Source organism: Denitromonas halophila, from assembly GCF_007625155.1.
Taxonomy (GTDB): domain Bacteria; phylum Pseudomonadota; class Gammaproteobacteria; order Burkholderiales; family Rhodocyclaceae; genus Nitrogeniibacter; species Nitrogeniibacter halophilus.
Genome location: NZ_VMNK01000019.1, coordinates 33,527 through 44,815, shown reverse-complemented (window position 1 = coordinate 44,815; position 11,289 = coordinate 33,527). Strand labels below are relative to the sequence as shown.

At 67.0% G+C, this 11,289-nt stretch carries 11 protein-coding genes; 5 read left to right on the top strand and 6 right to left on the bottom strand.

Annotation, left to right across the window (positions count from 1 at the left end):
- Window positions 1–53: 53 nt before the first annotated feature.
- From FHP91_RS19320 to FHP91_RS19310, 3 genes are read left to right on the top strand one after another with little or no spacing between them, the layout of a single operon-like run.
- Window positions 54–899: a DMT family transporter gene (locus tag FHP91_RS19320; protein WP_144311134.1), complete on the top strand. Its 846-nt coding sequence runs from the start codon at window positions 54–56 to the stop codon at window positions 897–899.
- Between the two features lie 53 nt (window positions 900–952).
- Entirely contained in the window at window positions 953–1,723 is a 771-nt protein-coding gene (locus FHP91_RS19315; RefSeq protein WP_144311133.1) for an SIR2 family NAD-dependent protein deacylase, read from the top strand.
- Complete coding sequence (locus FHP91_RS19310) at window positions 1,720–2,106, top strand: hypothetical protein (RefSeq protein ID WP_144311132.1); 387 nt, start codon at window positions 1,720–1,722, stop codon at window positions 2,104–2,106. Before FHP91_RS19315 ends, FHP91_RS19310 begins: the two co-directional genes overlap by 4 nt.
- 69 nt (window positions 2,107–2,175) lie before the next feature.
- Here FHP91_RS19310 and FHP91_RS19305 read toward each other — a convergent pair whose 3' ends face one another.
- Window positions 2,176–3,492, bottom strand: coding sequence for a diguanylate cyclase (locus FHP91_RS19305; RefSeq protein ID WP_222105258.1), 1,317 nt, complete (start codon window positions 3,490–3,492; stop codon window positions 2,176–2,178).
- A gap of 147 nt (window positions 3,493–3,639) precedes the next feature.
- On the bottom strand, window positions 3,640–4,404 hold the full coding sequence (locus FHP91_RS19300; protein ID WP_144311131.1) for a metallophosphoesterase family protein: 765 nt from the start codon (window positions 4,402–4,404) through the stop codon (window positions 3,640–3,642).
- Window positions 4,405–4,486: 82 nt separating this feature from the next.
- Between FHP91_RS19300 and FHP91_RS19295 the strand changes: the two genes are divergently transcribed.
- On the top strand, window positions 4,487–5,821 hold the full coding sequence (locus FHP91_RS19295) for an MFS transporter (protein ID WP_246116379.1): 1,335 nt from the start codon (window positions 4,487–4,489) through the stop codon (window positions 5,819–5,821).
- 9 nt (window positions 5,822–5,830) lie between these two features.
- Here the strand turns inward: FHP91_RS19295 and FHP91_RS19290 are convergent, their stop codons facing one another.
- A complete protein-coding gene (locus tag FHP91_RS19290) occupies window positions 5,831–6,034 on the bottom strand; it encodes a hypothetical protein (RefSeq protein ID WP_144311130.1) in 204 nt (67 codons plus the stop codon).
- A gap of 192 nt (window positions 6,035–6,226) precedes the next feature.
- Between FHP91_RS19290 and FHP91_RS19285 the strand changes: the two genes are divergently transcribed.
- Entirely contained in the window at window positions 6,227–7,231 is a 1,005-nt protein-coding gene (locus FHP91_RS19285) for a HEAT repeat domain-containing protein (RefSeq protein ID WP_246116380.1), read from the top strand.
- 441 nt (window positions 7,232–7,672) lie between these two features.
- Here FHP91_RS19285 and FHP91_RS19280 read toward each other — a convergent pair whose 3' ends face one another.
- Genes FHP91_RS19280 through FHP91_RS19270 form a run of 3 tightly spaced genes read right to left on the bottom strand, consistent with a single transcriptional unit; the run spans window position 7,673 to window position 11,144 of the window.
- Window positions 7,673–8,818, bottom strand: coding sequence for a hypothetical protein (locus tag FHP91_RS19280; RefSeq protein WP_144311128.1), 1,146 nt, complete (start codon window positions 8,816–8,818; stop codon window positions 7,673–7,675).
- Window positions 8,815–9,387: a sigma-70 family RNA polymerase sigma factor gene (locus FHP91_RS19275; RefSeq protein WP_144311127.1), complete on the bottom strand. Its 573-nt coding sequence runs from the start codon at window positions 9,385–9,387 to the stop codon at window positions 8,815–8,817. The genes FHP91_RS19280 and FHP91_RS19275 overlap by 4 nt, the downstream gene beginning before the upstream one ends.
- Window positions 9,384–11,144 carry a vWA domain-containing protein gene (locus FHP91_RS19270; protein ID WP_144311126.1) on the bottom strand — a complete coding sequence of 587 codons (1,761 nt, stop codon included), beginning with the start codon at window positions 11,142–11,144 and terminating at the stop codon, window positions 9,384–9,386. Before FHP91_RS19270 ends, FHP91_RS19275 begins: the two co-directional genes overlap by 4 nt.
- Between the last annotated feature and the right edge of the window lie 145 nt (window positions 11,145–11,289).

Here is an 11,289-nt window from a genome sequence, read left to right as displayed (position 1 = left end):
TGCCGTCTGCCCGGGGCAGGGCTGCGCGGTCAAAAGCCGCTATCATCGCCGCCATGTCTGCCACCCCGCCGCCCCGCGCCTGGATCGCCCTGCATGTGGCGGTGTTCCTGTTTGGCAGTGCGGGGTTGTTCGCCAAAGGATTGCCGCTGTCAGCCGAAGCGCTGGTGTTCGGGCGCACCGCCATTGCGGCGGCGGCCTTGTGGCTGTGGCTGCGCTGGCGGCCGGAGGCGGGGCGCTTTCGCGGCTTGAGTCTGCTCGCCGGGCCGCTGCTGGCGGTGCACTGGCTGAGTTTTTTCGTGGCCATTCAGGTGTCGTCGGTGGCCATCGGTTTGATGGGTTACGCCAGTTATCCGCTGTTTGCGGCCGTGCTCGCGGCGCTGGGGGGCGAGCGGCCGAAGCGGGCGGACTGGGTGTGTGCCGGTGCCGTGACGCTGGGGCTGGTGGTGCTGGTGCCGCACTGGCACTTCGGCGACAGCACACTCGTCGGCCTCTCGTGGGGCGTGCTCTCGGGCTTCAGCTTTGCCTTGCTCGCCAGTATCAATCGGCGCATCAGCCGCAGCAGCGGGCCGGTGCGCCTGGCCATGGCGCAGAACGCCATCGCCGCCTTCTGTTTGATGCCGTTTGTGGATGGGGTGATGCCCGGCAGTGCCACCCAGTGGCTGTGGCTGATCGCGCTGGGCGTGGTGTGGACGGCGCTGGCCCACACCTTGTTCATTGCCTGCCTGCGTCATGTGCCGCCGCAAACGGCGGCGGTGGTTGCGTCGCTGGAGCCGGTGTACGGCATTGCGCTGGCGGCGATGTTGTTTGCCGAGCTGCCCGGCATGCGCGAGTGGATTGGCGGCGTGCTGATCATCGGCGTTACGGTGTGGACGACGCTGCGGCGGTCTTCAGGGGCGTGACGATTTTGTGACCGGCGTATGATGACGCCTTCCCGTCCCGCATCCCGCCCGTCATGTCCGATACCGACACCCTCGCCGCCGTCACTGCGCTGATCCGTCAGGCCAAACGTATCCTCTTCATTACCGGCGCGGGCCTGTCTGCGGATTCCGGTCTGCCGACCTACCGCGGCATTGGCGGTTTGTATGACGACAAGCTCACCGGCCATGGCATCCCGATCGAAAAGGCGCTTTCCGGCCAAATGATGGCCAACCGGCCGGAGGTGAGCTGGACCTACCTCGCGCAGATTGAAGCCAACTGCCGTGGCGCCCAGCCCAACGCGGCTCACCACGCCATTGCGCGGCTGGTGGCCGATCGGCCCGGCTCGATGGTGTTTACGCAGAATGTGGATGGTTTTCACCGCGATGTGGGCACGGCCAATCTGGTCGAGATTCATGGCAATTTGCACCAGCTTGAGTGCACCGAATGCGGCCGTGGCCGCCGCGTGCCCGACTACGCCGGCCTGCAGATACCGCCCGGCTGCCCCACCTGCGGCGGCGTGATGCGCCCCGACGTGGTGCTGTTTGGTGAAGACCTGCCGCGCGACGGCATTCTGCGCCTTGAGCACATGCTGGTTGAAGGCGTCGACCTGGTCATGAGCATCGGTACCTCCAGCGCCTTTCCTTACATCGCCGGCCCGGTCATCTGGGCCGCCGAGGCGGGTGTGCCGACGGTCGAGATTAATCCGGGAGAGACGCGGGTGAGCGCGCTGGTGACGCATCGCGTGCAGATGGGCGCGGCGCATGCCTTGGGTGAAATTCTGGCGCGCCTCGGCGTGGCGGCATGAGCGTCTTTCGGCCCGACGCCACACCACCCCCGCCCGCCGACAGTCGGGGCACCCGCGCGGCGCTGATCTTCGCGCTCACCGCCGAGCGCTTGTCGCTGTGGTACGAGCACGGCCAGTGGCCCACCGAAGCCCAGGGCGCCACCTTGCTCGCCGACTGGCTGTCGCGCACCCGACGCAAATTGCCGCTGGGCGAACGGCGTCATTTGTCGGACCTCAGCGATCAGCTCGCCCGTCACATGGCTGGCACCCTGTCGCGTGAGGCCGGGCTCTTTACGACGCACGAAATGATGGAAGCGCTCGACCCCAACTACGACTCCGAGCACGCGCGGGCCTTGATGGTCGAGTGCGAACGCCTGCTCGATGGCGAGGCGGAGCCCGGGTAGATCGGCTGCAAGCGTCAACTGCTCGCGGCGGTAGGTCGGAGGCGGCGGCGCGACGTTTTGCGTACGGCCTTAAATGCCCCCGCCATCCTCCGACACCAACATCCGCCTCACCGGTGTATCCACCGCTCGCACCACCGTGTTTCGGCCCCGGTCCTTGGCCTGATACAGCGCGCGGTCGGCGCGGTTGATGAGGGCATGGGCGTCTTCCTGGTGGTTCCAGGTGGCGACGCCGAAGCTGGCGCTGACAGTGCCGACGATTTCGAAGGGCACGTCGGCGATTTTGGCGCGCACCGCTTCGGCCACGGCCATGGCGGCGTCGATGGGCGTCTCGCGCAGTAGGATCATGAATTCCTCGCCACCGAAGCGGGCCGCACAGTCGGAGCTGCGCAGCAATTCGCGCACACGCACGGCAGTGTGCTTGAGTACCTTGTCGCCGCTGTCGTGGCCGAAGGTGTCGTTGATGCGCTTGAAAAAGTCGAGGTCGAACATCACCACCGACAGGCTGGTGTTGCGCACGCGAGCCTCGGCCATCTCGGAGGCCAGCCGTTCGAAGAAGCGGCGGCGGTTGACCAGATCGGTGAGGAAGTCGGTGGTGGCCAGGGTTTCGAGCCGGCGGTTGAGCCGGGCCATGGGCTCGATGACCATCGCCGACAGCGCCAGGTTGAGGCCGAGGAACATCAGCCCGAAGATGATCAGCAGCGAGATCATGAAGCTGTTGAAGGTGTGGCGCGCTTTCTCCAGCGGGTAGAGCATCGGCACCTTGACGATCTGCATGCCGATGGTCTGGCCCAGCTGCCAGCCGTAGCCACCTTGCTGGCCGTACACCTTGACCATGCTGGCCGGCGCGTTGGCCGGCTCGCCGTGGCAGGTGAGGCAGCTCGGGTCGGTGATGGTGATCGGCCGGGCCACATACAGCGAGCGGGCGATGCCGCTGCCGTAGACGCCCGACACCTCGACCTCGTCGCGTGGCGAGCGGGCGGCGGCGGTGGCGAGCTGTTCGATCAGCTCGGCCTCCCAGCTATTGGCGCGGTCGCGCGGATTGGTGGCGTCGAGCGCGGCCTCGCGGTACTCATAGCCGGGGTAGCGGCCGGCCAGCCGGCGCAGGGTCTCGACCGCGGCGAAGGCGGGCACCGTCTGCGGCAGGAACTGGTCGGCGTTGAGCGGATCGAGGTGGGGTTTGATCTGGTCCGTGGTGTAGCTGCGGATGGCCAGCGCGGTTTCCATCATCACCTGCGAGTCGTGGTGCACGTCGTCGAAGGCGCTCTGCTCGAGGAAGCGGTAGTAGTAGAGGCCGGCGCCGACCAGGCTGAACACGAAGATGGCGGCGAGAACGAGATTGAACTTGAGCCGCAGCATGATGCCGCGCGCGGTGCGGGAGGATCGCATGGGGCTTCTCTCTGTCCGACGCACCGTCTGGCGCGGTGTCTGTCAGCCGGGCGGGGCCCGGGTTAAAAAGTGTGTCGCATTGTCGCACGCGCGCCCGGGCACGCCAACGTCGTACGCGATGCGCATCGGTCGGCGCTGCGCACGGGGTCAGGGCAGCGTGACGCACAACCCGGGGTCGAAGGCCGGGTTTTCGGCAATCTCGCCGGTCAGGTAGCCGCGCGGATTGCACAGCACACGGGTGTCGCCGATGCGGTAGTCGAAGCTGTCGTGGGTGTGGCCGTGCACCCACAGCGTGGCGCCGCTGGCGGCGACCAGCGGATCGAGATTGGAGACGAAGCAGGCGTTGAGCGGTGAGTCGGCAAAGCGCGGGGCGATGCTGCCGGGCGAGGGCGCGAAGTGGGTGATCACCACCGTGTGGCCATCAAAGGGCTCGGCCAGGCGCTCGGTCAGCCAGCGGCGGTGCTGTTCGAACAGCGCGGCGCAGTGCGCCGGCGTCAGCGGGGCGTCGCCAGTGTCGTCGATGCGGATGCGGCTGAAGTCGTGCGAGAAGCGCACCGCCTCGGCCATCGCCTGCTCTCGCGCCTCGCCAGGGCCGGCGATGTGGAAGTCGCTCCACAGCGTGGCGCCCAGGAAGCGCACGCCGTTGATGCATGTCTCGTCGCAGTCGAGCACGGTGATCTGGCTGCCGTGGCTCAGCGCATCGAGCTGGCGGCGGGTCTCGGCGAGCGAGAAACCGTAGCGCTCGTGGTTACCCGGCACGTACAGCACGGGGGGCGATGCGTTGCGGGCCCAGGCGATGGCTTCGGCCGGACGGTGGATGTCGCCGGCCAGGATCAGCAGGTCAGCGCCCACGTCGGGCAACGTGCAGGGGCCGCGGCCGAGGTGGAGGTCGGAGACGATGTGCAGTTTCATGGTGGCGGAATCCTCAGGCATCGGCGGGTCACCCTCGTCTAACTGCGGTCGGTGGAAAAAGTTCCGCCCGCGGCACAGACACATGACGCACGATCCGGGCATTATCGTGTCTGGCAGCCGGGGTGGCGTGTTCGTCATCATTGCGGCAGGGATTTTGACGGGCATCCACATGACGATTCAGACGGTACCGACGGCCGATGAAGAAAACGCCATCGCGCGGCGCAACGCGGTGTTGTATGCCGCCTGCCAGGCCTTCGGCGGCGCGGCGGCGCCGCTCAATTTTGCGCTGGGCGCCATCGCTGGCAGCTATCTGCTCGGGCCCGACAAGGCACTGGCCACGGCGCCGGTCACCGGCTACACCCTCGGCGTGGCGCTCGGTGCCTTGCCGGCGGCGATGCTGATGCGGGCCGTCGGCCGCAAGCGCGGCTTCATGGCCGGTGCGCTGATCGGCATCGGCGGCCTGCTGTTCGCCACCTGGGCGCTCACGGTGCATTCGTTCTGGCTGTTCTGCATGGCGCTGATGGTCAATGGCTTCTCCGGCGCCTTCGTGCAGCAGTACCGATTCGCTGCGGCCGACCGCGGCACGGCGGACTTCAAGGCCAAGGCGATTTCGTGGGTGCTGGTCGGCGGCATCGCGGCGGCCGTGCTCGGCCCGCAAACGGTCATCCTGACCAAGGATCTACTGTTGCCCGTACCCTTTGCCGGTGCCTTTCTGAGCGGCATCGCGCTGCTGGTCACCTCGCTCATCGTGATGCTGTTTCTGGCGCCCTCGGTGCCGGTGCCACCCGTGGCCGGCGTCGCGGCCAACACCGGCCGCCCGCTTGGCGAGATCATCCGTCAGCCGCGTTTCGGCGTCGCCGTGCTGTGTGGTACGGCAGCCTATGCGTTGATGAGTCTGGTCATGACCGCCGCGCCGCTGGCCATGATCGGCTGCGGCTTCACCGCCGACGAGTCGACCCTCGGCATCCAGTGGCATGTGCTGGCCATGTTCGGCCCGAGCTTCTTCACCGGCAGCCTGATCGCCCGCTTCGGCAAGCCGCGCATCGTCGCCACCGGCTTGCTCATCCTCATCGCCTGCGCCGTGGTCGCCCTGATGGGTGTCGAACTCGCGCACTTCTGGGGCGCACTGATTCTGCTCGGTATCGGCTGGAACTTCGGTTTCATCGGCGCCACCGCCATGGTCACTGAAACCTACCGGCCCGAAGAAAAAGGCAAGGCCCAGGGCGCCAACGACTTCATCCTCTTCGGCACCGTCGCTTTCGCCTCCTTTGCCTCAGGGCAACTGCTCAACGCCTGGGGTTGGGGCACGGTGAACGCGATCGTCTTTCCGGTGGTGCTGATCAGCCTTGGGGCGTTGGTGTGGTTGGCGCGGCTTGAACGGATGAACGCGATGGCGGGTGAGGTCGCCGGTCGGTGAGTCGGGTGCTTAGCTGAGCGACATCACTGGCGCGTCGTGAAGCAGGCCGAGCGCGCCGTTCTCATTGAATTCCATCCTGACGCGCCGGTCGGTCACGGCGGCGCGGCCGTCGGAGCCGCGGGTGGCTTTATCCGATTCGAGTTTGGTTGGCGGGGGTGTAGTCAGTGGGGATTTGGGATGTGCTCCGACGCCGGTGGGCAGCGAGCTATTCACCCTATGGCACTGCCGGGGCAGCCGGCGGCGCGGCGCACCAGGTGTTGGCGGTCTCTTGGCTGGAACCGACATCCATGGCCCGGTTATACGGCGTTCTCGTGGCAGTGTTGCTTACCCGATATCAATGCGCCGGAAATTCTTTCTTGATACTCTTGCGCACCATTTGAATATCAGGAAAGGATTCACTTGATCATGCGCTTTCTACAACTCAACGGGCTCGGCGCAATCGTTCTTGTCGCCGGTCTGCTGCAAGGGTGTGCAACCCAGCTTCCGATCACATTTGCTGTTGACGTGGATACGCCAGAGCCGTCGCAGCACGCGTACGTCTCTGCTGACCAGGACCAGCCCAGGTCGCTTGCCTTCAGCCACCAGATTCCGGCCGGGCAGGTGCAGGCCAACGGACCTGTTCTGGCCTACAAGTTCCAGCAGGAAAAGAAAGACATCGACACACCGAAGTTCTTTACGGATGCGCTGAGCCGTGAGCTCAAGGCCCGCGAGTTGCCGGTCGACCTTAACGGAACGGCCGATGATCAGATTCAATTGCTGAGCTATGAATCGATATCTCACCGAAACAACGGGTTCTCCCCCCTGGTGATGATCGCCATGGTCAAGCTCAACCTGATCGAAAACGGAACGAATCACCGTATCGCCGCGATGATCAAGCGTGCGAAGGTACCCGTCTGGACGGTGGTCGAGTCCCGCTTGGTCGAGGCGACAATCAACCAGCCGCAGGAGCTGCTCGTCAAGGAAGTGGCTGCGAAGGTCAATCTGGCGCTATTCAAGAACCGCCTTGCCGACGAGCAGGTGGATGCGCTGATCGATAGCGTGCGCGGCAATGCGGGCAATGCAGGCGACGAGGATCTGGCATACCAGCAGGTCTACGAGCTGGGCTTCTCCAACAACCCCAAGGCCCTGCCCGCGTTGCGCGAATTCAGCGCGTCAGAGGCTGAATACATTCGTTTGGCAGCGATTTCCGGCATGGGCATGCTCGGTGGCGAGGCTGTGCTGGATGAGCTGAAGGCACTGTATCAGTCCGGCAAACTGTGGCAGGACAGGGCCGTCGCCCTGAAGGCCATTGGCGACATCAACTCACCGGACGCACTGGTATTCCTCAAGCAGGAACAGCAAAAGTGGCAGGGCCAGACCAGCCAGGAGGCTGTCTGGAACAGCAAGCTGGTCGCACTGTATCTGGACTGACGGTTCCGGATGCCTCGAAGCGAGGGGGGCATCCCCTCGCCATGTGAATCCCGAACCACTGACACGACCGGGGACGGGTGTTTCTCACCTTACCGTCCCTGGCACCAGGGTGCCGTCTGATGGCTGTTGCCACCATCTGGTCTTGACGGCACATCGCAGATTTCCTGCCGGCTTCACTCCGCGCTAAGGCGCTACGGTGTGATGTCCCGCACCAGTCGGAACCCGATCAACACATGCTTCACTCCCGCCGACCGGTGTGGCGGTCCATGCGTAGCGCGGGCCAGCGGCTTTTTTCCGATTCGAGTTCGGTCGGCTGCGGGGCAGTGGGGCCTTGGGATGCGCTCCGAAGCTAGTGGGCTGCGGGCTGACCACCCTGCGGCAGGATGGCCCAAAGCCACGCCACGTAGGGTGGCTTGCCGCCCACCATCGCCCGCTGACCGTTCACTCCACAGGCGTGATCCGCAGCCGTCCGGGGGGGACCGGCCCCACGACGAGGGCGACCGTATCAGCGCGACCGGCGGCTTTGAGCTCGGCCATGAGGGCGGCCTGGAGTGTGTTGCCGGCGGCTTTGTCGTCGGCGGCGATGGTGAGGGTCCAGTCAGTTGGCGGCAAGGCTTTCAGGCGTGCGGCGAGCGCCGTGGGGGTGATGTCGAGTGGCGCGTCGATCGGCTCGACGGGGGCGTCGGTCGTGATGGTTTCGTCGGCTTCGACATGCATCGGGGCGCTCATGGCGGGCGCTCCGCGCAAGGCTTTGGCCATCATTGGCGGTGCGGCGGCCGGGGGGGGCATGGCGAGTGCCGGCGCGGGCGGCGCTGCTTCTTGCATGGGCTCTGCGGGCGGTGGCGTTGCGACGGGCTTGGCCGGGGCGGCGCCGGCTATCATCGCTGCGGGGGCGGCGGGTCGGGGGGCGGTGCGTTTGGCTTCGCGTTCCAGCGCGTCATCTTGGCGGGCACGGGCGATCCTGGCGGTGGTGGCTTCGGCTTTGCCGAGGCGCTCGGCGCGCTGTGGCTTGGGCGCGAACGCGATGCTGTCGTTGGCGGCGCCGGTGGTGCTGGCCATGGGTTCGGCGATCACTTCGGCCGATGCCTCGGTGCGTGATTCGGCGGGCGCGGGGGCCTGCATCTGCGCCGGCATCGGCGGTGGCGCGGCGGGTTCTTGCACGATGCGCAGGGCGACGCTGACGGCCAGCGCGGCGGTGAGGGCGGTGCTGATGCCGGCGAGCCAGGGCCAGCGCCGGCGGCGCATGCGTGGTGCGGCGGCGGGGGTGGGGTGCTGCTGGGCGAGCCAGGCGGCGGTGGCCGGGCTGACCTCGGCGCCGAGGGCATCGCTCGCCTTTTTGCCGGCGGCCAGTTCGGCGAGCAGGGCGGCGCGGCGCGGGGCCTGGGCGCTGTCGATGCGTTCGGCTTCGGCCATGACGGCGTCGAACAGCGCGGCGGGCGGCTCGAAGCCGGCGTGGGCGGGGGGCGTGTCCAGCGCGGCGAGGATGTGTTCGAGCAGGCGCGGCGGGGCTTCAAATACGGGCTGCGCACGGATCAGTGCGGCGAGCGGGCCTTCGCCGGCGATGAAGCGGTCTTCTGCGCGGCTCATGTGGCGCGCTCCAACTCGGTGCGCAGGTGGCGAAAGGCGCAGCGCAGGCGGCTTTTGACGGTCTCGAAGCCGACGCCGACGGTGGCGGCGATGTCGTCCACGCTCATGTCGGCAAAAAAGCGCAGGGCGATGGCTTCGCGTTGCTGTGCGGGCAGGGTGAGCAAGGCGGCGTGTACCCGCTGGCTGTCTTGCTGCAAGGCGAGCACGGTGTCGGGCGACAGGTCGCCGTCGTCGCTGGCCTCGGGGGCGGTCTCTTCGGGCGTGCTGTGGCGCTGCCAGGCGCTGCCGCGCGCGTCGAGCCACAGGTTGCGGGCGATCTGGAACAGAAAGGTGCGAAAGGCCGCTGTCGGGGTGTAGTCGCCACAGCGCGAAAGCACCCGGATCCAGGTGCTTTGCGCGATGTCTTCGGCTTCGCCGAGGTTGCCTTGCGCCAGCCAGGCGAGGTAGTTGAACAGCGCACGGTTGTGTCGGTTGAACAACTCCGCCGCCGGTTCGCGCACCAGCCCGCGGGCGACCAATAGCATCAGGTCTTCATCGGGCAAGGTGGCGAGCGGCGGCGTGTCGGTCATTCGAGCGGGGCGGTGGCTTGAGGCGGCTGGGGGCTGAGCGCGGCGGCCAAGTCCATCAGCCGCAGCGCTTCGCCACGATACCCGAATTGATCGGTGCCGAGGGCGGTCGCGGCCAGCGCACGGGCATCGGCGACGGACCACTGGCCGGTGTAGCTGCCGCCGCGCAGGATCTGACCGAAGCCGGCAATGGCGCTGGCGAAGCGGAAGTTGTCGCTGGTGGCGCTGATCGAGCGCGTGGCTTCACGGCGCACCGGGTGCTCGATGAGCTGGCTGGTGCTGGCGTGGGGCCGCTTGTAGCGCAGGCGCACATGGGCCAGTTCGGCGCTGCGGGCGACCGTGGCGGCGCCGGGGCGCGGATCGCTGCCGTAGCGCAACGGGTCGATCAGGCCGCGCTGGCCGGCGGGGGTGAGTTCATACAGCGCGGTCACCGAGTGGCCGGCACCGATTTCGCCCGCGTCGATCTTGTCGTTGTTGAAGTCTTCGCGGCGGAGCATCCGGTTCTCGTAGCCGATCAGGCGGTATTCGCTGACCGCGGCGGGGTTGAACTCGACCTGGATCTTCACGTCCTTGGCGATCGTCACCAGGGTGCTGCTCATCTCGTTGACCAGCACCTTGTGGCCTTCCATCAAGGTGTCGATGTAGGCATAGGCGCCGTTGCCGGCGTCGGCCATCTGCTCCATCAGTTGCTCGTTGTAGTTGCCGGTGCCGAAGCCGAGCGTGGTCAGCTGTACGCCGGTGGCGCGCAGTTGCTCGACGCGCGCCTTGAGCTGCTCGAAGTTGGTCTGGCCAACGTTGAAGTCGCCGTCGGTGGCGAGCAGGATGCGGTTGATGCCGCCTTGCACGAAACCGGCCTGCGCGGTCTGGTAGGCCAGCTCGATGCCGCTGGCGCCGGCCGTGCTGCCGCCGGCATTGAGCGCGTCGATGGCGGCGAGGATGGTCGCCTTGTCACTGCCCGACGTGGCCGGCAGGGCGAGGCCCGAGGCGCCGGCATAGGTCACCAGCGAGATGCGGTCTTGCGCCCGCAGTTGCTGCACCAGCAGCTTGAGCGAGCTCTTGAGCAAGGGCAGTTTGTTGGCCGAGCGCATTGATCCCGACACATCGACGAGGAAGACGAGGTTGGCCGGCGGCAGCGTCTGCTTGCCGATGTCCTGCCCCTTGAGCGCGACGCGCATCAGCAGGCGCTCGGGGTTCCACGGCGATTGCGCCAGCTCGGTGTGCACGGCGAAGGGCGTGTTGCCGGTGGGCGGCGCGTCGTCGTAGGGGAAGTAGTTGATGCACTCCTCGACGCGCACCGCGTCGCTCGGCGGCAGACGGCCCTCGTTGAGAAAGCGGCGCAGGTTGGACCAGCTGCCGGTGTCGACGTCGATGCTGAAGGTCGACACCGGCGCGGTCGCCACCTGATGCACCGGGTTGGTGGTGATGCCTTGATAGCGTTCGCGGTCCACCGGCTGCGGCGGGGCGATGCTCGGCATGGGGTGGGGCATGACGCGCATCAGCTTGGCTTCGCCTTTCATGGCCAGCGATTCCAAGGCGCGTTGGCGGGGGGCGGCGACCGCGGCGGGGGCGCTGACCATGGGCGTGTCGTGTTCGGCGCGCGGTTCGTTGAGCGTATCGGCGCTGCGGCCGACTTTGGCGGGGGCCTCGGGGGTGGCTGGCGGCACGGCCTGGCCGGCGGCGTCGGCCATGGGGGCACGGCCGGTGGGGGCGCAGGCGCTCAGGATGAGGCAGAGGATGAGGGGGGTGGCAGTGCGTTGCATGGTCGTTGTCCTGTTGGGCGGGGTGATGTCCATGAAACGAAGCGGGGGTGCGTTCGGGGTTAAATCGAGTGGTAAGCAAATGTGTCGATCATGCCACGCGGAACTTGGCGGCGCCGATGGTCTCTGAATGAGTGTGCCGCGCGAT

Excerpts from the sequence above, each read along its gene's own strand:
- FHP91_RS19320 (WP_144311134.1), top strand. The coding sequence starts at position 54 with ATGTCTGCCACCCCGCCGCCCCGCGCCTGGATCGCCCTGCATGTGGCG.
- FHP91_RS19315 (WP_144311133.1), top strand. The coding sequence starts at position 953 with ATGTCCGATACCGACACCCTCGCCGCCGTCACTGCGCTGATCCGTCAG.
- FHP91_RS19310 (WP_144311132.1), top strand. The coding sequence starts at position 1,720 with ATGAGCGTCTTTCGGCCCGACGCCACACCACCCCCGCCCGCCGACAGT.
- FHP91_RS19305 (WP_222105258.1), bottom strand. The coding sequence starts at position 3,492 with ATGCGATCCTCCCGCACCGCGCGCGGCATCATGCTGCGGCTCAAGTTC.
- FHP91_RS19300 (WP_144311131.1), bottom strand. The coding sequence starts at position 4,404 with ATGAAACTGCACATCGTCTCCGACCTCCACCTCGGCCGCGGCCCCTGC.
- FHP91_RS19295 (WP_246116379.1), top strand. The coding sequence starts at position 4,487 with ATGACGCACGATCCGGGCATTATCGTGTCTGGCAGCCGGGGTGGCGTG.
- FHP91_RS19285 (WP_246116380.1), top strand. The coding sequence starts at position 6,227 with ATGCGCTTTCTACAACTCAACGGGCTCGGCGCAATCGTTCTTGTCGCC.
- FHP91_RS19280 (WP_144311128.1), bottom strand. The coding sequence starts at position 8,818 with ATGAGCCGCGCAGAAGACCGCTTCATCGCCGGCGAAGGCCCGCTCGCC.
- FHP91_RS19275 (WP_144311127.1), bottom strand. The coding sequence starts at position 9,387 with ATGACCGACACGCCGCCGCTCGCCACCTTGCCCGATGAAGACCTGATG.
- FHP91_RS19270 (WP_144311126.1), bottom strand. The coding sequence starts at position 11,144 with ATGCAACGCACTGCCACCCCCCTCATCCTCTGCCTCATCCTGAGCGCC.